This window comes from Kitasatospora sp. NPDC088346 (genome assembly GCF_044740765.1).
Taxonomy (GTDB): domain Bacteria; phylum Actinomycetota; class Actinomycetes; order Streptomycetales; family Streptomycetaceae; genus Kitasatospora.
This window is the reverse complement of sequence record NZ_JBIURH010000001.1, coordinates 792028-810626: the sequence shown is the minus strand read 5'-3', so window position 1 is coordinate 810626 and position 18599 is coordinate 792028. Positions and strand designations below refer to the sequence as shown.

Here is an 18599-nt window from a genome sequence, read left to right as displayed (position 1 = left end):
CCTGCCGGTGCTGTCCGAGTTGCCCGCGGCGCCGTCCGTGGCGTCCGCAGGTGTCCGGCGGCGGCCGAGCCTACCCGGCGGCGACGGCGGGGGCGGGGGCGGCGGCGCCCCGGTCGTAGGTGAGGAACAGCGGGCCGTCGTCGAGCACGGTGTGCTCGGTGAGGTGCCAGCCGGTCGGGTCGAAGGCGGCCTCGCGCGAGAGGAGCGGGATGCCGTTGCCGATCGTCAGCGGGCTGAGCTTGACGACCAGGCGGTCGATCTCGCCGAACAGCGCCGCGGCCAGCTCACCCCCGCCGAGCAGCCAGATGTCCTTGCCGTCCTGCTGCTTCAGCTCGCGCACCGTCGCCACCGGGTCCCCGGAGACCAGCTCGACGCCCGCGTCCGGGCTCTGCGCGAGGGTGCGGGAGAACACCAGGTGGCGCAGGTGCGGGTAGGCGTTGGTGAGACCGGCCTCCAGGCCGGTCTCGTAGGTGCGGCGGCCCTCGACGACGGTGTCGAACCGGGTGCCCTCGGCCGTCACCCCCAGCGCGGCCCGGGCCGGCGCGGGCAGCGTCTCCGGGTACTCGGCGACCAGGTGCCTGACGTAGGACTCGGTGACCGGCCAGAAGCCGTCCGGCCCGGTGGGGTCGGCACCGTCCGGCCCGGCGATGTAACCGTCCAGGGAGGAGGCGATGAAGTACACGAGCTTGCGCAACGGAGGCCTTTCGACGACGGTCGGCGGGGTGCGCGACCTGCGGCCCAGGTGCCGTTCGCACGCGTCCCTGCAGACCCCCCGGTGCACCCACGATCGCCGATCGGCGCCCGGGGATCAACGTCCGTGCACCCATGGTCATGGGGCCCGACCCGGCGCACCGGACCGGGCCCCACCGCTCAGGCCAGCCGGCGGCCGGTCAGGTCGAACGCCCTCCCGGTCTCCTGCCGGTGCGTCAGCTCGGCGAACACCCGGGCGTGGCCGGCCTCCGCGCCGGGCACCGGGGAGCATCCGAGCCGGGCGGTGAGACGGGCCAGGGCGCCGGTGAGCCAGTCCGGTTCGCCGAGGAAGGAGGTGCCGGTGCCAGCGCCGGAGGCGGCGCGGGTGGTGCTGGTGGTGCTGGTGTGGTGCTGCCAGGTCCCCAGGCAGGCGGCCGCGGCCAGCAGGATCGCGTGGCGCTCGGCGAGGGCGGCGGCGGCCGGCGTGTCGCCGCCCGGCGGGGCCTCGGCGAGGTCCCGCACCAGGTCGCGGAGTTCGTCGGCCAGTTGGGCGCAGAGCGGGCCGAGGACCGGTTCGGTGCGCAGGGCCGCGGCGGCGGCCGGCAGCACCGCCAGGAGCGGGTCCGCGCGGTCACTCCGCCGAGCCCGGTCACCGGTGCCGGTCCCGATGCCGATCCCGGCGAGCCGACCGTAGTCCAGGCCGGGCAGGACGCCGTCCGGGTCGAAGAGGCCCGCGACCGGGTCCACGCCGAGGTCCGGTGGCGGCGGTACCACCGGACCGGCGCCGCCGCCGTGGCCGCCGCCGTTGTCGCCGTCGCCGCCGTGCAGGAGCCGGAGGGCGGAGAGGTCCCGCAGGTGCTTCTGGAAGATCCCGTGCGGGCCCTCCCGCAGGAAGGACCGCGCTCCCAGCAGCACGGTCAGGGCGCCCGCGGCCTCCTGGGTCAGCCGCGGCAGCAGGGTCCGGGCCGCCGCCGTGTACCCGCCGCTGCGGTCGGGCAGCAGGTGCAGGGACCGGCAGACCGCGCCGGCCAGCGCGTCGATCGTCAGCAGGTCCAGGTAGGCGCCGGTGAGGGCGGCCCGGGCGTGCGGCAGGTCGGACACCGTGCGCTGGTAGAGCCGCCGTCCGGTGGCGAACCCGGTGACCGTGCGCAGCTGCTGGTCGAGGGTGCCGACGGTGGCGCCGGCCAGCACCGCGGCCGCGACCCGCGCGGCCGGGCCGGCCCCGGCCGGGCCGGCGAGCAGGGCGCCGGCGGGGACCCGGCCGTCCCGGAAGTCCACGCCGTCGAGGTACGCGGTGCGCAGGCCGACGGTCCGGTGGCGGGGCAGGAAGCGCAGCCCGTCGCGCGGGACGGCGTCCAGGTCCAGCAGCAGCGTTGCGGCCCGGTCTCCGTGGCGGACCGGCAGCACGGCGAGCTCGGCCCGGGCGAGGTTGCTGACCATGGCCTGACGCCCGTTCAGGACGACCTCCGTGCCGTCGGGTGCGGCGAGCACGGTCGCGTCCGCGGGTCCGGGGGCCGCGATCCGGCCGCCGTTCAGCAGCACCGCGGCGGCCCTGGCCCGCTGTTCGGGGCTGCCGGCCGACCAGACCGCGAGCGCCCCGGCCGGGCTGCCCGCGCCGTGGGCGACGGCGAGTCCGGCGTCGCGCCGGAACAGCGGGCGCAGCAGCACGGCCAGCCGGTCGGCCCGGTCGAGCCGGCCGCCGAGTTCGACGGGGACGAGCTCGGCGCCCAGCCCGTGGGTTTCGAGCAGCCGTTCCGCCGCCGGGAGCGGGGTGCCGCGGTCGTCCGCGCGAAGGAGGGCGGCGAAGCCGACGGGGTTGTCCTGGTCGTTGGGATCACCTAGCAGGTCCTCCAGCGGTGCGAGGTCCTCGGGGTCGGGGTGACGGCGGTCCTCCGCCGTCGGGTCGAGGGTCTTCATGCGGGGTCCTTCACCAGGGGGTAGTTCAGCAGGGAGGGCAGGTCCCCGGACTCGTACTGGTCGAGCAGGACGGGCAGCAGCCGCTCGAACACCTCGTCGGGCGGTGCCGGCCGGCCGGGCCGGAGCCCGGCCAGGATCCGGACCAGGACGGCTTCCAGCCACAGTCCCCGGTGCCAGAGGGCGGCGCGGCCGGTGTGGGAGTCGCGGTTGCGCAGCCACAGGTGCAGCGCCGCCGAACCGGCGTAGCAGCGGGCGTACCGTTCGGCCAGGGCGAACGCGGGGGCGGGGACGTCGACCGGGGTCGGCCGGTGGGCGGCGAGGTCCGCGGCGAGCCGTTCGGCCTCGGCGCGGAGCTCCTCGGCCCGCCCGGCCAGGGAGGCCGGGACGGCTCCGGCGGCCGCGAGCACGCCCAGCTCCCGCACGGCCTCGCCGAGGCCCTGGACGACGCTGGAGCCGCCGCGGGAGAGCAGCGAGAGCCGGGTGCGGTCGAAGTCGGGCAGCGTCAGGTGGAGCGCGGTGGCTGCGGCCAGGCCGTCGCCGTCCACCACGCCGGCGGCCAACTGCCGTGCGAGCAAAGGGAACTGGGTGATCAGCGAGTGCAGGTTGACCAGCGTGTTGCCGTCGAAGATGCCGACGATCTGGTGGTCGCGGAGCACCTTCTGGTAGCGGCCGTCGTGGCCGTCCCCGCCGCTCGCCCGGTCGCCTCCGGCGGTCGCGTCACCGCCGGTCAGCTGGGACTGCGCGCCGAGGACCGGGCCGAGCCCGGCGATCAGCCCGTCCACGAGGGTCGGCACGAAGTACTTGGTGACGGCGGAGGCCACCGACATCTCGCCGGTGAGACTGTGGATACCGCGGCTCGCGACCAGCGTCGTCGCCTCGGCGAGCAGCAGGTCCGCGTAGGACTGCGCGAGCAGGTGGCGGACGCGGGGTGCGCCGAGGGCGGCGCGGTCGACGGCGGGTCCGCCGGGGGTGACGCCGCCGAGCGCGGACCGCAGGGCCAGGGAGAGGGCGTTGTCGGCGGCGCCCAGCGAGAGCGAGGCGCACAGCGTCCTGGTCAGCTGGAGGCTCTTGAGGACGATCTCCATGCCGCGCCCCTCGGAGCCGACCACCGAACTCGCCGGCACGGGCGCGTCGGTGAAGGCGATCCCGCTGATGTCGGCACCCCGGATGCCGTGCAGGGGCACGCCGGGCAGCGGCCGGTAGCGGCTGGGGTCCAGGCCGTGCTTGTCGATCATCAGCAGCGAGAAGCCGAGCGGGCCGCCGGCGCCGGTGCGGGTGAGCAGGCAGACCAGGCGGCCGCGGGTGGCGTTGTTGATCAGCCACTTCTCTCCGGTGACCAGGTAGCCGCCGTCGGCGGGGCGGGCGGTGACCTCGCCCGCGAGCAGGTCGCTGCCGTGCTCACGCTCGGTCAGCCCCCAGGAGACCGGGTCGCCTCCGATCACCCGGTCGGCCAGCGCCCGGGCCTGTTCGGCGGTGCCGCCGACCCAGACGGAGACGGCGCCGAGGAAGGTCTTGCCGTGCGCGATGGCCACGGTCAGGTCGCGGCGGGCGACGGCCCGGACGAGCTGCAGGGCGGCCTCGAAGCTGTGCAGGTCTCCGCCGTGGGCGGCGGGGACGTAGTGCCGGGGCAGGCCGAGGGCGTCCAGCTCCCGGCAGATCTCCGCCGGGAACTCCTCACGGGCGTCCAACTCCGCACTGCGGGCGTAGGAGAAGACACGTCCCCCGTCGTCGGGATCGCCCATCCTGCGGTCGAAACGTAAGGCCAGGTCGTACGCGGTGTGCATGACGAATTTCCCCCTGATGTCATGTCGAGCGGTGTTCCCCCCTCGCCCGCCGGAACCGTCCGGCGGCGGGGCGTTCGCGGATGCGAGGAAGGCGGTCGCCGCGCAGTTCCCGCGCTCCCGAGGAGCGAACGGGCCAGGTCAGGGGCGCCGGTCCTGCATGTGCCCCCCGGCGTGCCGATCCTGCGCGGACCGCTGTCGAGACTGCCACATCCCCCACCGTCCTGTCCCGGCACATTTGGATCCGAGTGATGACCAACTCACTTGTGAGAATGATGTTTTGGTCCGGACGGAACAGCGCCCGGCCGGTCCCGACAAACGGCCCGCCACGGAATGTCCGCACCGCCTCACCGAGTGCAGCCGAAATGGTGCCGACCCCTTCTCCTTCAGCGCGGTCCCAGGCTGCACCCAGCCCGCTCCCAGCGTGGCCCCGGCGGTCAATTACGATCAGCGGGTGCCAAGCCTCACCGGACTTCCGCTTCAGATCATCACCGCCCTGCTGGCGGTCGCCGCGTTCGCCGCGACCATGTGGCTCTGGCCCAGGATGGGCGGGAGCGGGTGGAAGGCGTGGCTCGGGCGGCTCGGGGCGTTCTTCGGGACGCAGGTCGCCGTCCTGGTCGCGCTGGGCCTGGTGGCCAACGCGTACTTCGGCTTCTACACCACCTGGAGCGACCTGCTCGGGCTGGACGGCGCCCCCGGCCAGGTGGTGGACCACCAGCCCGGCGGCAAGGCCCTCAAGGTGACCGGGGAGCAGAAGATGTACTCCTCCCAGGGGTCCACCACGGAGCGCGCCGGGAAGATCGAGAAGGTGGACATCAGCGGCGAGGCCTCCGGGCTGAGCGGCGACGCGTTCGTCTACCTGCCGCCGCAGTACTTCCAGCCCGAGTACGCCGGCAGCCGGTTCCCGATGGCCCTGGTGCTCTCCGGGTACCCCGGCTCGGCGGAGAAGCTGATCACGCTGCTGAAGTACCCGGAGTCGGCGCTGCACGCGATCGAGGCCAAGCAGCTGCCGCCGACCGTCCTGGTGATGATGCGTCCGACGCCGTCCGGGGTCGGGAACCGCGACACCGAGTGCATGGACATCCCGAACGGCCCCCAGGTGGAGACCTTCTTCACCACCGACGTGCCGAAGGCGATGGCCACCGGCTATCGGGTCTCCGACCGGCCCGAGGCGCGGGCGGTGCTGGGCGACTCGACCGGCGGCTACTGCGCGCTGAAGTTCGCCCTGCGCAAGCCCGACTCGTACCGCTCGGCGGTCTCGCTGTCCGGCTACTACGAGGCGCCGACCGATCCGACCACCGGTGACCTGTTCGGCGGCAACGCCGACCTGAAGCGCGAGAACGACCTGCTGTGGCGGCTGGAGAACACCCCGCCCGCGCCGGTCTCGCTGCTGCTGGCGACCAGCCTGGACGAGGAGAACTACAAGGACACCCAGCGCATGGTCGCCGCCTTCAAGGCGCCGACCCAGCTGTCGACCATCACCCTGGACACCGGCGGGCACAACTTCCACACCTGGACCCGGGAGATCCCGCCCGCGATGGAGTGGCTCGGCCGGCGGATCGCCCCGCCGGTCCCGGCGGCCCACCCCGCCTGACCCTTCGAGCACCAGGGTGGCGGGCCCGGGGGCGGGGCCGGGGTGGCGGGCCCGGGGGCAGGGCCGGGGCCGGGGTCCCGCACAGATCCCACCGTGCTCACAGAGAGTGTTCACACCCCTCTCAGGTACGCCCGCGAGCGTATCGCCCATGACCACGACCAGTTCCGTTCCTCCGACCAGCGAACCGTGGCCCGAGGCTGCGAACTACCCGCCGCCGGCACCGCCGGCCCGGGCCGCGGTCGTCGCCCCGTTCCCGCCGGTCGCCCTTCCCCAGCCCGGCCCCAAGGGCCCGGGGTCCTGGGCCGGACGGCTGCGCACGCTGCCGTCCCGCGCCTGGCGCGGCCGTCCCGACGACCCCCGCTGGGCCAGACCCGCGCTGCTCGGCCTGCTGGCCGCCACGGCGGCGCTGTACTTCTGGAACCTCAGCTCCTCCGGCTGGGCCAACGCCTTCTACTCCGCCGCCGTGCAGGCCGGCAGTGAGAGCTGGAAGGCCTTCTTCTACGGCTCCTCCGACGCGGCGAACTTCATCACCGTCGACAAGGCGCCGATGTCCCTGTGGCCGATGGCCCTCTCGGTCCGGATCTTCGGCCTCAGCTCGTGGAGCATCCTCGCGCCACAGGTGCTGATGGCCGTCGCGACGGTCGCCACGGTGTACGCGACGGTGCGTCGGCGCTTCTCCCCGCTCGGCGGCCTGGTGGCGGGCGGGGCGCTGGCCCTCACCCCGGTCGCGGCGCTGATGTTCCGCTTCAACAACCCGGACGCGCTGCTGGTCCTGCTGCTGACCCTGGCCGCGTACGGCGTGGTGCGGGCCACCGAGACGGCGAGCACCCGGTGGCTGCTGTTCACCGGTGTGATGTTCGGCTTCGGCTTCCTCACCAAGACCCTCCAGGCCTTCCTGGTGCTGCCGGGCTTCGCCCTGGTCTACCTGGTGGTCGCCCCGACCGGCCTGTGGCGCCGGGTCCGCCAGCTGCTGCTGGCCGGGCTGGCGATGGTGGCGGCGGGCGGCTGGTGGGTGGCGATCGTCGAGCTGGCGCCCGCCTCGGCCCGGCCGTACATCGGCGGCTCGCAGGACAACGACTTCCTCTCGGTCACCTTCGGTTACAACGGCTTCGGCCGGATCACCGGCAACGAGACCGGTAGCGTCGGCGGCGGTGGTGGCGGCCGGGGCGGCGGCCAGGGCGGCGGGATGTGGGGCAGCACCGGCATCACCCGGCTGCTCGACGGCGACATCGGCGGCCAGATCGCCTGGCTGCTGCCCGCCGCGCTGATCCTGCTGGCGGCCGGCCTCTGGGCCACCCGCCGCTACGGGCGCTCGGACGGCGCCCGCGCCGCGTTCCTGGTGTGGGGCAGCTGGCTGCTGGCCACCGGCCTGACCTTCAGCTTCATGTCGGGGATCTTCCACCAGTACTACACGGTGGCCCTCGCACCGGCGATCGCCGCCCTGGTCGGCATGGGCGTGGACGGCCTGTGGCGGGCCCGCGAGCGGATGCCGTACGCGGCGGTGCTGAGCGGCACGCTCGCGGTGACCGCCTGGTGGGCGTACGTCCTGCTCGGGCGCAGCGGCGAGTTCCTGCCGTGGCTGCGGTGGGCGGTGCTGGTCGGCGGCCTGGCCGCGGCGGTGGTGCTGCTGGTCGCGGGCCGGCTCTCCGGCCGGCTCGGCGCGCGGGTCGCGGCGGTGGCCGGGCTGGCCGCGCTGGCGGCCGCGCTGGGCGGCCCGGCGGCGTACGCGCTGGACACGGTCTCCACCGGGCACTCCGGCTCGATCGTCACGGCCGGTCCGCGGGTGCAGGGGTCGAACGGCTTCGGCGGCCCCGGCGGCGGTCCCGGCGGGGGCGGGCCGGGCGGCGGCCGGATGATGCCCCCCGGCGCCGGGCAGGGCTGGAACGGGCAGAACGGCGGCACCGGACAGAACACGATGCCGGCCTTCCCGGGCGGCACGGCCCGTGGCGGCACGGCCCCCGGCCAGGGCCAGAACGCTCAGGGCCAGAACGCTCAGGGCCAGAACGGGATGCCCGGCTTCCCGGGCGGCACCGCCGGGGACGGCGGTCGGCGCGGTGCGACGGGCGGCGGCGGCATGGGTGGTCTGCTGAACGGCGCCCAGGTCAGCAGCGAGATGTCGGCGCTGCTGAAGCAGGACTCCGACGCGTACACCTGGGTCGCGGCGGCGGTCGGTTCGCAGAACCAGGCGAGCTACCAACTCGCCACCGGCAAGCCGGTGATGGCGCTGGGCGGCTTCAACGGCACCGACCCGTCGCTCAGCCTGGAGGCCTTCCAGCAGTACGTCGCGGAGGGCCGGATCCACTACTTCATCAGCGGTGGCGGCATGGGTGGCGGCATGGGTGGCGGGATGGGCGGCGACGCCTCCGGCAACGACTCCTCGAAGATCGCCGCCTGGGTCGCGGCCACCTACCCGGCCAAGACGGTGGGCGGCACCACGGTCTACGACCTCACCCAGAAGTAGACCCCACCCATCAGGAACTGGCCCCACCAGCCGGCCCGTCCCCCGCAGCCCGGCCCGTCGGAACTCCCCGGCGGGCCGGGCTCGTTCCTGTGTTCGCACGGCGCCACTCGATGGCGTGACGCAGCGTCATATGTGTTTCCGGCGGCCTACCATGGCTCGTGCCCGACCGAACAGATTGACCCCGGCGGTGCGGAAACACCCCGGGGTCCGGCAACAGGAATACGCGAGTCCCTGATGCACATCCATCGTAGCGCGCCCAGGCGCAATTTCACGGTCCTGCCCAACAGCGTCGTCCAGGACCGGGGCCTGAGCTTCACCGCCCGCGGCCTGCTCCACGATCTGCTGTCCCGCCCGGACGGCTGGCGCGAGGACGCCCGCCAGATGGCCGACTCCAGCACGCAGGGCCGGGGCGCCGTCCGCCGGGCCCTCAGGGAGCTGACCGAGGCCGGGTTCTACCGGGTCGACAAGGTCCGCCGGCCGGACGGCACGGTCCGCTCGGAGGCCCACGCCTTCGACACCCCGCAGGCGGTGGCACCGGCCACCCGGCGGGCGGCACCGGCCGTTCGGCGGGCGGCACCGGCCGACCACCCCCCGGTCCCCGGTGGAGCGGAGTCCGGCGCCCCTGACACCCCTTCGGTAAAGGACCGGGAGAAACCACCCACCCTCCCCGCCGCGCCTCCGTGGATCCGCGAGGCGGTGGCCACCCTGTTCCGCGTGATCAGGCCCGAACCACGCCTGCAGCTGGGCGAGTCGGAGGCACGGGCACTGGCCCCCCTGGTGGCCGGCTGGCTGGATCGCGGCCGTACGGTCGCCGAGCTGGCGCACGCACTGCTGACCGGACTGCCCGCGATCGTGCACTCACCGGTCGCCCTCCTGCGCAGCCGTCTGGAGCGCAAGATGCCGCCGGCTCCGCCGACCGCGGCGGCCTCCGCGCCACCTCCGGGCGATCACGTGTCGCGCCTCCCGGAGTGCACCGGATGCCACGATCCGGTCCCGCGCCCGGGCGTCTGCGGTGCCTGCGCCGGTCTCGGCAGACCCGCCGTCGCGGTCGGGGGCGGCGCGGCGGCCACTCCGGCGGGCGCCGCGGAGGCGCGGGCCGCGATGCGGGGCGCACGGGCGACGGCGGGCGCCGCCTGATCCCGACCGCCCCGGCCCGACCGCCCAGGCTCGACCATCCCCGCCCGTCTAGGCTCGACCGCCCCTCGCAATAGTCTATTTCGACTGATAGATTTCGACCATGCCTCGCCGCGCGCTCGACAACCCGCTCGTCCTCGCCGTCCTCGGCCTCCTCCTCGAACAGCCCGCCCACCCGTACCAGATGCTCGCCGAGCTGCGGAAACGCAGCGAGAACCACGCCGCGGCGATCAACCGGGGCTCGCTCTACAACATCGTGCAGGCACTGGCCGAAGCCGGCTGGGTCGCCGCCCGGGGCCAGCAGCGCGAGGGCAACCGCCCGGAGCGGACCGTCTACGCCCTCACGCCCGCCGGCCACCAGGAGCTCGTCCACCGGCTGGACACCCAGATCCGCACCCCCGAACGGGAGTTCTCCCGCTTCCTGGGCGCCGTCAGCTACCTCGGAGCCCTCGGCCCCGACGGCGCCACCGAGGCCCTCACCGAACGCGGCGCCCGCCTGCACGAGCGCACCGCGACGGACCAGCAGCGCCTCGCCGAGGCGCTCGCCGCCGACGTCCCCCGGCTCCACGTCATCGAGGCCGAGTACGCGCTGGCACTCGCCCGATCCGAACTCGCCTGGATCGACGCGGTCGTGGCCGACATCCGCACCGGCGCCCTCACCTGGCCCGCCGCACCGGCGACCCCGCTCGCACCCTGACCACCGAGAGGACCAGAACCCACCGTGCCCACGACCCCACCGGACGGACTGCTCTTCGGGATCTACCCCGGCTCGATCACCGGCGACGACGCCGGCGGCCTGGCCACCGGCCCGTCCGACGACCCCGCCGCCGTGTCCGCCGCCCTCGACCTGCTCCAGGGCCGCCCGGGCCGCCCCTTCCTCGTCCGCGCCTACGCCACCTTCGACGACACCACCCCACCCGGTTCCCCGCACCCGACGGCCACCCCGGCCGACGCGACCCGGTACGCCGTCCGGGGCCGCCGGCTGGACCTGGTCGCGCAGTACCGGTCCACCGCCGGGGACGTCGACGGCTACTGCGCGTTCCTGCGCGACCTCGTCGAGCAGTACGGCGACACCACCGCGACCCTCCAGGTCACCGAGGAACCGAACGTCACCTCGAATCCCGTACTGGACGGCCACTACCCCGCCGTCACCGAGGCGATCGTGCGGGGAGTCGCCGCCGCCAAGGCCCGGGCCCGGGAGCTCGGACACACGCACCTCAGGATCGGCTTCAACACCACCCCGCTCTTCGGCCCGGCCGCCTCCTTCGTCACCGACCTGACCGCCCGGGGCGGGCCCGACTTCCTCCGCGACCTCGACTACGTGGGCCTCGACTTCTTCCCCGACGTCTTCCGCCCCATCGCCGCCCCCGAGTTGGCGCCGTCCGTCGCAGGCCTGCTGCACCACCACCGCACCGAGGTCCTGACCCCGGCCGGCCTCGGCGACCTCCCCCTGCACATCACCGAACACGGCTGGCCCACCGGCCCCGACCGCTCACCCGCCCGCCAGGCCGAGGTCGTCGACACCGTCGTCCGCACCGTCGCCACCCACGCGGCGGAGCTCCACCTCAGCGGCTACACCCACTTCGCCCTCCGCGACGCCGACACCACCCACCCGGGCCTCTTCCACCGCTTCGGCCTCACCACCGACGACTACGCGCCGAAGCCCGCCTTCGACACATTGCGCCATTTGGTGGAGGAGCTGAGCACCGCCGAACGCGTGCACCCGTAAATCGGCAGCGTGGCGAACAGCCAGTCGACACAAGGGGGTTGCCCGTGAGTCGTCGCACCCTGCGGCCCCCGGGGACGACCGGAAGCACCGCCGCGCTGTTCGGGGCCGAGCTCAGACACGCCCGGGAGGCGGCCGGCTACAGCCAGAGCAACCTGGCCCCGCTCGTGCACTGCGACCGCGTGACCAGGTGCTCCGCACCGCCGGTCACTGACACGAATCCGGTCACTCGTCGACTGGTCCGTCGGGGTGGAGGATCCCGACTGGTTCCGCCGCTTCGCGGAGCTGGCGGCCGAAGCGGTGGAGATGCGCAAGTTGGTCGAGGAGCGGGTCGCGGCCCGGATGAGCCGACAGCCCCGCCACCTCGACCCCAACGGCCCACTCCTGGTCGTCCTCCTCGACGAGGGGGTCATCCACCGCGACATCGGCGGACCGGAAGTGATGAGGGAACAGCTGGCTCATCTCCTGGCGGTGTCCGAACAGCCGGACATCGCCCTGCAGATCGCGCCGTTCGCCCCGAACGAGGTGATCGGACCGGCGCTCTCCATGACGCTGCTCACGCTGCCGGATCGGAGCGAGTGGGCCCATTCGGAGTGCCTGGAGCGTGGCCACTTCAGCAGTACGTTGGACGTCCCGTCCCGCAACTCCCGCGTCTACGGCCTGCTGCGGGCGGGCGCGCTGTCCGCCCGTCAGTTCCAAGAACCCCGACGGCCCCGTCCTCCACTTCCCCTCCACCGCCTGGCAGGCCTTCGTCACCGCCGTACGGGCGGGCGATCCCCGCCCGCACCGACTGGACGCCGCAGGGCCAGGTGGCTCCAGTGCACACCGTGCCGGCCGTGCAGATCCGCGCGCTCGCCGAGGTGCACGACGTCCAGGCCGTGACGGCGCGCGAGGGCGACGGTCTCGTCCGCGGACACGTCGAACATCCGCCGGCCCTCCGGCACCGGCCCGTGCCGGAGAGTGAGGAACGCCTGTCCTTCGGCGGTGAGCAGTTCGGCGAGGGCCGCCATTCCGGCGGACCGTTCCGGCTCGTCCAGGTGCATCCAGACGGCGGTCAGCAGGATCAGGTCGAAGCGTCGCGCCCGACGACGAAGCACGGACAGTTCCGGCAGCGAGTCGTCGAGCCACTCGATCTCCCGCCCGGCGTGGATCCGCCGCCCCAGCGCCCGGAGTTCGGCGGTGGGTTCGACGGCGACGACCCGGTGACCCAGCGCGGCCAGTGCGGCGGCGTCCCGGCCACTGCCCGCACCGACGTCCACCACCACGCCGGGCTCCGAGGGGAGCAGGTGCAGGACCTCGTGGTGGACCTCGGCGAAGGACACGCTCTCGTACTGCTCGGCGAGGGCCTCGGCGGCTTCGCCGTAACCGGCGGTGCCGGCCGGCGACTTCGAATCGATCACTCGCACACAGTAGCGACCGGCCGAATCTCGTATGCACACCACCCACCGTCCCCCTAGGACCGACCGACCGGCACACGGTGGGTGGATGAAGGAGCGGCGTCGGGGCCGAGTCCGGGCGTCGCGACGCCGCCCACCATGTACCGGCCGGTCTAAGGTGACCCGGTGATCCTTTCTCATGATGTGGCCGGAACCGGCCCGACCGTACTTCTGCTGCACTCCACCGTCTGCGACCGACGGATGTGGGACCCGCAGGTGCCGGTCCTGGCCGAGGCCGGCTACCGGGTGGTGCGGTGCGACCTGCGGGGCTTCGGGCAGACCCCGATGCCGGACGGGCCGTACGGCAACGCCCAGGACGTCATCGATCTGCTGGACCTGCTCGGCGCCGAGCGCGTGGCGCTGGTCGGGTCGTCCGGTGGTGGCCGGATCGCGCTGGAGATCGCGGCGCGCTGGCCGGAGCGGGTGGCGTCGCTGACGCTGCTGTGCACCGCCGTCGCGGGCCACGAGCCGGGCCCCGAGCTCCAGGCGTTCGGCGAGCGCGAGGACGCGCTGATCGAGGCCGGCGACGTCGCCGGTGCGACCGACCTCAACGTGGCCACCTGGCTGGGCCCCGAGGCCTCGGCGGCGACCCGCGAGCAGGTGTCCCTGATGCAGCGTCACGCCTTCGAGGTGCAGCTCGCCGCCGTCGAGGAATTCCCCTCCCTCAAGCCGGAGTTCGACCTTGCGGACGTGACGGCCCCGACGCTGCTCGTCTCCGGCGCGCACGACCTGCCGGACTTCCGGCAGATCGCCACCGCCCTGGCGGACCGCCTCGCCGACGCCCGCCACCTCGAACTCCCCTGGGCGGGCCACCTCCCCGGCCTGGAGCGGCCGGACGCGGTGAACCCGCTGCTGGTCGACTTCCTGCGCGAGACGTACCCGGCCGGCTGAGCCGCCCGCCGACCGGGGTGCGGGCCGCAGGCCGCCGGCCCGCACCCGGCGGGGGTCGCGGTCAGTCGCTGCCGCAGCGGGTCCCGGCGGCCGGGACGGTGCCCTCCGTCAGGTAGGCGTCGACGGCCGCCTTGATGCAGCCGCTCTTCCCGTACGCGGTGTGGCCCTCGCCCTCGCGGGTGAGCAGCGTGCCGTGTTCGAGGCCGGCGGCGAGCTTCTCGGCCCAGGCGTACGGGGTGGCCGGGTCGCCGGTGGAGCCGACCACCAGGATGGGGGCGCTGCCGGCGGCCTTCACCGGGTGCGGCTGCTCGGTGGTGTGGAAGGTCCAGGCGCGGCAGTCCGGGTCGAACAGGTCCCGCTCGGTGAAGTGGCCGCCGACCAGCGGGGCCTGCTCGTGGATCTGCCGGAGCGCGGCCTGCTGCCGCTCCGGGGAGGGGGTCTGCGATCCGGGGTCGGCGCAGTGGATCGCGGTGTAGGCGTCCGCGGCGTTGCCGTAGTGGCCGTCGGAGCCCCGGTCGTTGTAGTTGTCGGCCATGCCGAGCAGGTCGTCGCCCTTGCCGCGCACCATGGCCCGGCCGACGGCGTTGCGCAGGTACTCCCAGTCCTTCCGGTCGCCGTAGAGCATGCCGATGGTGCCGGTCCAGCCGAGGCCGGCGGTGAGCGTGCGGCCGTCCGCGGTCCTCAGCGGCTTGTCGTGGAGGCCGTCGAGGAAGTCCGCGAGCTTCTGGGCGGCCCGGTCCGGGTCCTTGCCCAGGCTGCAGTCGGTGTGTCGGGTGCAGTCGGCGGCGAACGCCCGCAGCGACTTCTCGAAGCCGGTCACCTGCTGCACGAGGAGGTCGAGTTGGTCCGCGGTGGGGTCCACCGCGCCGTCCAGGACGAGCCGGCCGGTGCGGCCGGGGAACTGCTCGGCGTAGCTGCTGCCCAGGTAGGTGCCGTAGGAGAAGCCGAGGTAGTTGAGCTTCTGGTCGCCGAGGGCCGCGCGCAGCACGTCCATGTCGCGGGCGGCGTCCTTGGTTCCCACGTGGTCCAGCAGCGGGCCGGAGGTGGCTCGGCAGGCCTCGGCGAACGTCCGGCCGCCGTCGTCCTGGCCACTGTCGGTGCTCAGGAGCCGGTCGCGGGTCCTGTCGTCGAGGCAGTGCACGGCGGTGCTGTCGCCCACGCCGCGCGGGTCGAAGCCGACCAGGTCGAAGCGGTCGTGCAGGGCGCCGTCGAAGATCTTCGAACCGTGCAGCAGGAGTTGCACGCCGGAGCCGCCGGGACCGCCGGGGTTGACGAGCAGTGAGCCGATCCGCTCCGCCGCGTGGGCGGCCGGGGAGCGGGTCAGGGCGACCTCGACGGCCTCCCCGGCGGGGGCCGCGTAGTCCAGCGGGACGCGCAGGCGGCCGCACTGGAAGGCGGACTCGTCGAGCTTGTCGGTGGTCGGGTCGTCCGGGCAGGCGGCCCAGGCGATCTGCTGCCCGTAGAACGGCTTGAGCGCGGGGTCGTCCGCCCCGGTGGCCGGCGCCGAGGGGCCGGCGGCGGCGCTCGGCGGGGCCGCGGCCACCGCCGTGCTGTCGGGGCCGGTGGTGCCGCCGCCGGTGCAGCCCGCGACGAGCGCGGCGAGGAGGACAGCAGGGAGCACCCGACCGGAGAGCCGGGCTGTACGCGTGTTCACCGCCCATGCATATCACCTGGTCACAGACATGATCACATCTCATCCCGAGGCCGATGCCCGGGCCAGGCGGCGGTACCACCAGAACTCCGTGCGCCATGCCCGGCGGTGCGTGAACGGGTCCGGCAGGGTGCGGCGCAGGAATTCGGCGTCCAGGGGCCGCAGTGCCCGGCCGAGCTCGCCGCGGGCTCTGGGCGGTAGGTCCCGCAGGATCTCCTCCAGCACGTCGCGCGCGTGCCTGACGTCGTCGAAGGAGCAGCACCCGCAGGAGCACGCCGCCTCCGCCGGGTACAGCGGACGGTTTCCCGGCGGGCTCAGGAAGGCGCGGTAGCGCCGCAGCGCCTGATCGGTGGCGCCGGGGTGGACGAACCAGCTGCCGCCTCGCCGCTCCGCGCGGTGGATGGCCAGGCTGGTTCCGGCCGAGAGGCCGTGGATCCGGGTGGGCGGCACGGGGCCCCAGACCGGGTGGATCGGGTGTTCGGCGCGCAGCGCGCGCGGCCGGCTACGCGGCACGGGCCTTTCGGTACATGGTCATGGGAGGCATCCTGTCGGCCCCGCCGCGTGCTGTCACCGGGATTTCAGCCGCCCACCGCCGGTCGGGGTCGTCAGCCGGCCTCCCGCAGCTCCTTGCTGACGGCCCACACCACCGAGACCGCCGGGACGGCCACCACCGCCCCGATCACCCCGGCCGCGATGCTGCCGCACAGGACGGAGGCGGCGACCACGACCGGGTGGAGGTTGACGGCCCAGCTCATCACCAGCGGGTGCAGCACGTGGCCCTCGATCTGGCCGATCACCACGATGAGCAGCAGCACGACGAGGGCGATCACCGGCCCGCGGGAGGCGAGGGCGACGATCGAGGCGATCGCCATCGCGATCGGCGAGCCGACCAGGGGGATGAAGGAGGCGAAGAACTCCAGCAGGGTCAGCGGCAGGGCGAGCGGGACGCCGAGCAGGAAGAGCGCGATGCCGACCAGGACGGCGTTGGTGCCGGCCACGATGACGATGCCCCGGGTGTAGCCGGCGAAGGTCCGCCAGGCGGTGCGGCCGGCCCGGTGGTAGGGGTCGCGGGCGCCGGCGGGGAGCTGTCCCCTGGTCCAGAGCCACATCCGGTCGCCGGAGTGGAGCAGGAAGACGGTGGTGAACACGGCGAGGGCGGCTCCGGTCGCGACCTCGGCCACCCGGCCTGCGCCGCTGACGGCTCCGCTGATCAGGGTGGACCGGTGCTCGGCGAGGTAGGTGGTGACCTTTCCGCGCAGGTCGTCGAAGACCTTGGGGTCGATGTGGAACGGGTTGCCCGTCAGGAAGCGTTCGAGCCGGTCGATGCCCCCGGTGAACTCGTCGCTGAGGCTGGACGCCTCCAGGGCGACGGTCTCCCCGATCAGGGCCAGCAGGCCGGCGATCAGCAGCACGGCCCCGATCAGTCCGATGGCGACGGCCGGCGCGCGGGGCATCCGTCGGGCAAGCAGGTCGACCGGCGGGCGCAGCACCGAGGTGATCACCAGGGCCAGGAAGAAGGCCAGGGTGACCAGGTGGAACTTGCCGAGGACCATCAGCACCAGGTATCCGGCGGCGGCGACCACGAGCAGGCGCCAGGCGTGGTCGGAGAGGATCCGCAGGGCCGTCGCGGCACTGCGCCGGCCCGTTCCGCGGTCGGCAGCGGCTCGCCGGTGGGGCGGTGGTCGGTGGCCGGGGCCGGGCCGGGCCGGGTGCTGGTAGGACATCAGTCCTGCATACCGGCCCGCCGCCGGGGCGGGCGGCTCCCGCGCCGAGGAGCCCGCCGGGTGGGCCCGACCGGCGCAGACGCTCCGGGGCTCGGGAGCCGGCTGCGGCTCGGGCGGCCGCGCTCCGGCTCAGGTGCCCGGGGCCGGCTCAGCCGCTCCGGATCCGGTCGGGGCGCGGCCGCCGTACGCGGCGAGGACGGTGGTGACCAGGCCGGGGAAGCGGGCGTCCAGGTCGTCGCGCCGCAGGGTGGTGAGGCGGCGGTTGGCCTCCTCGCGCTGGCGGATCACGCCGGCTTCCCGCAGGACCTTGAAGTGGTGGCTGAGGGTGGAGGGGGCGACGTCCACCGGGAAGGTGCCGCAGGCGCGTTCGGGGCTGGCGTCGAGGGTCCGCACGATGGTCATCCGGGTCGGGTCGGCGAGCGCGTGCAGGACGTCGAGCAGGTCGATCTCCTCGGTCGCCGGGTGGGCGAGCGGGGCCCGCCGCCTGCTGGGTCCGGGCATGCCGGGCACCTCCATGTTCGACATCCATCGAATATCGGTGGTACTAATTCGTTGTTCGTAGAACATCGTAGCTGGCGGACGGGAGCCCGACATGCGTGCCCTGGTGATGACCGCACCCGGCGGTTCGGAGAACTCGCAGGTGCGGGAGGTGGACGAGCCCCTCCCCGGTCCGGGCGAGGTCGCGGTGGAGGTGGTCCGCGCCGGGCTGAACTTCGTCGACGTGATGGCCCGGCGCGGCGACGCCGGGTACGCCGCGTCCTGGCCGTACCGGCCGGGCAAGGAGGTGGCGGGCACCGTCCGGGCGCTCGGCCCGGGGGTGACCGGACTCGCGGTCGGCGACCGGGTGGCCGCGGCGACCACGGGCGGCGGCCTGGCCGAGGTGGTGATCGCGCCGGCGGCGCTCACCGTGCCGGTGCCGGAGGCCGTCCCGTGGGCGCAGGCCGCCGCGGCTCCGCTCGGGCTGGCGACCGCACTGCTCCTGCTGACCGCCGCCGGCCGCTTCACCCCCGGCGACACCGTGCTGGTGCACTCGGCCGGCGGCGGGATCGGCCGGGCCGTCGCGGAGCTGGTCCCGCTGCTGGGCGGCGGGCGGCTGATCGGCACGGTCGGCCGCCCGGACAAGGCCCCGGCCGTCGAGGCCGCCGGCTACCACGCGGCCCTCCCCCGCGGCGAGGGGCTCGCCGACGCCGTCCTGGCCGCCACCGGCGGGCGCGGCGTGGACCTCGTACTCGACCCGCTCGGCACCGAGGCGCTGGAGCTGGACCTGACGGTGTCCGCACCGGGCGGACGGACCGTGCTGTTCGGCAACGCGGGCGGCGGGCGGCTGGACGCCCTGCCGTCGGCCGGCCGGCTGCTGGCGGGAAACCTCACCGTCACCGGCTTCAGCCACCGGGGCCTGGTCGCCGCCGCCCCCGAGCGGGTCGCCGGGGCGCTGCGCCGGGTGCTCGGCCACCTCGCGGACGGCACGCTCACCGCGCCCGTCACCGAACTGCCCTCGCTGGAGGCCGTCCCGGCCGCCCACGACCTGCTGCTGGCGGGCCGGGGCGCCGGCAAGTACGTGGCGGCCGTGCGCGGTTGAGGCCGGCGGGGCCGG

15 protein-coding genes and 2 pseudogenes are annotated in these 18599 nt (G+C 74.5%); 9 read left to right on the top strand and 8 right to left on the bottom strand.

The window, feature by feature from the left end:
* Positions 1–70: 70 nt before the first annotated feature.
* From ACIOFR_RS03630 to ACIOFR_RS03620, 3 genes are all read right to left on the bottom strand, one after another.
* Positions 71–694, bottom strand: a complete 624-nt coding sequence (locus ACIOFR_RS03630; RefSeq protein WP_400992069.1) for a dihydrofolate reductase family protein — start codon at positions 692–694, stop codon at positions 71–73.
* A gap of 176 nt (positions 695–870) precedes the next feature.
* Positions 871–2607 (bottom strand): acyl-CoA dehydrogenase, encoded by a 1737-nt coding sequence (locus ACIOFR_RS03625; protein ID WP_400992067.1) that lies wholly within the window; start codon positions 2605–2607, stop codon positions 871–873.
* Entirely contained in the window at positions 2604–4391 is a 1788-nt protein-coding gene (locus ACIOFR_RS03620) for an acyl-CoA dehydrogenase family protein (RefSeq protein WP_400992066.1), read from the bottom strand. Before ACIOFR_RS03620 ends, ACIOFR_RS03625 begins: the two co-directional genes overlap by 4 nt.
* A 451-nt stretch (positions 4392–4842) precedes the next feature.
* Here ACIOFR_RS03620 and ACIOFR_RS03615 point away from each other — a divergent pair, with 451 nt between their 5' ends.
* The 7 genes and pseudogenes from ACIOFR_RS03615 to ACIOFR_RS03585 all read left to right on the top strand — a co-directional run.
* Positions 4843–5982, top strand: a complete 1140-nt coding sequence (locus tag ACIOFR_RS03615; RefSeq protein WP_400992065.1) for an alpha/beta hydrolase — start codon at positions 4843–4845, stop codon at positions 5980–5982.
* 148 nt (positions 5983–6130) lie between these two features.
* Complete coding sequence (locus tag ACIOFR_RS03610) at positions 6131–8443, top strand: glycosyltransferase family 39 protein (RefSeq protein WP_400992063.1); 2313 nt, start codon at positions 6131–6133, stop codon at positions 8441–8443.
* 234 nt (positions 8444–8677) lie between these two features.
* On the top strand, positions 8678–9580 hold the full coding sequence (locus ACIOFR_RS03605; RefSeq protein WP_400992062.1) for a hypothetical protein: 903 nt from the start codon (positions 8678–8680) through the stop codon (positions 9578–9580).
* Between the two features lie 100 nt (positions 9581–9680).
* Positions 9681–10274: a helix-turn-helix transcriptional regulator gene (locus ACIOFR_RS03600; protein WP_400992061.1), complete on the top strand. Its 594-nt coding sequence runs from the start codon at positions 9681–9683 to the stop codon at positions 10272–10274.
* 24 nt (positions 10275–10298) lie between these two features.
* A complete protein-coding gene (locus tag ACIOFR_RS03595) occupies positions 10299–11306 on the top strand; it encodes a hypothetical protein (RefSeq protein WP_400992059.1) in 1008 nt (335 codons plus the stop codon).
* A gap of 339 nt (positions 11307–11645) precedes the next feature.
* Positions 11646–11933: pseudogene (locus tag ACIOFR_RS03590) on the top strand (Scr1 family TA system antitoxin-like transcriptional regulator); the annotation flags it as partial.
* A pseudogene (locus ACIOFR_RS03585) lies at positions 11908–12036 on the top strand (hypothetical protein); the annotation flags it as partial. The pseudogenes ACIOFR_RS03590 and ACIOFR_RS03585, both read left to right, overlap by 26 nt.
* Positions 12037–12055: 19 nt before the next feature.
* Here ACIOFR_RS03585 and ACIOFR_RS03580 read toward each other — a convergent pair.
* Positions 12056–12703 (bottom strand): class I SAM-dependent methyltransferase, encoded by a 648-nt coding sequence (locus ACIOFR_RS03580; RefSeq protein ID WP_400992058.1) that lies wholly within the window; start codon positions 12701–12703, stop codon positions 12056–12058.
* Positions 12704–12865: 162 nt separating this feature from the next.
* On the opposite strand from ACIOFR_RS03580, the gene ACIOFR_RS03575 reads away from it, so the two are divergent.
* Positions 12866–13630 carry an alpha/beta fold hydrolase gene (locus ACIOFR_RS03575; RefSeq protein ID WP_400992056.1) on the top strand — a complete coding sequence of 255 codons (765 nt, stop codon included), beginning with the start codon at positions 12866–12868 and terminating at the stop codon, positions 13628–13630.
* Between the two features lie 61 nt (positions 13631–13691).
* Here the strand turns inward: ACIOFR_RS03575 and ACIOFR_RS03570 are convergent, their stop codons facing one another.
* The 4 genes from ACIOFR_RS03570 to ACIOFR_RS03555 all read right to left on the bottom strand — a co-directional run bounded on the left by ACIOFR_RS03570 (position 13692) and on the right by ACIOFR_RS03555 (position 17530).
* On the bottom strand, positions 13692–15284 hold the full coding sequence (locus ACIOFR_RS03570) for an alpha/beta hydrolase (RefSeq protein WP_400992054.1): 1593 nt from the start codon (positions 15282–15284) through the stop codon (positions 13692–13694).
* 39 nt (positions 15285–15323) lie between these two features.
* The gene (locus ACIOFR_RS03565; protein WP_400992052.1) at positions 15324–15794 is read right to left on the bottom strand and encodes a hypothetical protein; all 471 of its coding nucleotides are present in this window, start codon (positions 15792–15794) and stop codon (positions 15324–15326) included.
* Positions 15795–15886: 92 nt separating this feature from the next.
* The gene (locus tag ACIOFR_RS03560; RefSeq protein ID WP_400992051.1) at positions 15887–17005 is read right to left on the bottom strand and encodes an AI-2E family transporter; all 1119 of its coding nucleotides are present in this window, start codon (positions 17003–17005) and stop codon (positions 15887–15889) included.
* Between the two features lie 129 nt (positions 17006–17134).
* On the bottom strand, positions 17135–17530 hold the full coding sequence (locus tag ACIOFR_RS03555) for an ArsR/SmtB family transcription factor (RefSeq protein WP_400992050.1): 396 nt from the start codon (positions 17528–17530) through the stop codon (positions 17135–17137).
* Positions 17531–17597: 67 nt separating this feature from the next.
* On the opposite strand from ACIOFR_RS03555, the gene ACIOFR_RS03550 reads away from it, so the two are divergent.
* Positions 17598–18584: a zinc-binding alcohol dehydrogenase family protein gene (locus ACIOFR_RS03550; protein WP_400992049.1), complete on the top strand. Its 987-nt coding sequence runs from the start codon at positions 17598–17600 to the stop codon at positions 18582–18584.
* Positions 18585–18599: the final 15 nt, after the last annotated feature.

Excerpts from the sequence above, each read along its gene's own strand:
- ACIOFR_RS03625 (WP_400992067.1), bottom strand. The coding sequence starts at position 2,607 with ATGAAGACCCTCGACCCGACGGCGGAGGACCGCCGTCACCCCGACCCC.
- ACIOFR_RS03620 (WP_400992066.1), bottom strand. The coding sequence starts at position 4,391 with ATGCACACCGCGTACGACCTGGCCTTACGTTTCGACCGCAGGATGGGC.
- ACIOFR_RS03610 (WP_400992063.1), top strand. The coding sequence starts at position 6,131 with ATGACCACGACCAGTTCCGTTCCTCCGACCAGCGAACCGTGGCCCGAG.
- ACIOFR_RS03605 (WP_400992062.1), top strand. The coding sequence starts at position 8,678 with ATGCACATCCATCGTAGCGCGCCCAGGCGCAATTTCACGGTCCTGCCC.
- ACIOFR_RS03600 (WP_400992061.1), top strand. The coding sequence starts at position 9,681 with ATGCCTCGCCGCGCGCTCGACAACCCGCTCGTCCTCGCCGTCCTCGGC.
- ACIOFR_RS03560 (WP_400992051.1), bottom strand. The coding sequence starts at position 17,005 with ATGTCCTACCAGCACCCGGCCCGGCCCGGCCCCGGCCACCGACCACCG.
- ACIOFR_RS03555 (WP_400992050.1), bottom strand. The coding sequence starts at position 17,530 with ATGTCGAACATGGAGGTGCCCGGCATGCCCGGACCCAGCAGGCGGCGG.
- ACIOFR_RS03550 (WP_400992049.1), top strand. The coding sequence starts at position 17,598 with ATGCGTGCCCTGGTGATGACCGCACCCGGCGGTTCGGAGAACTCGCAG.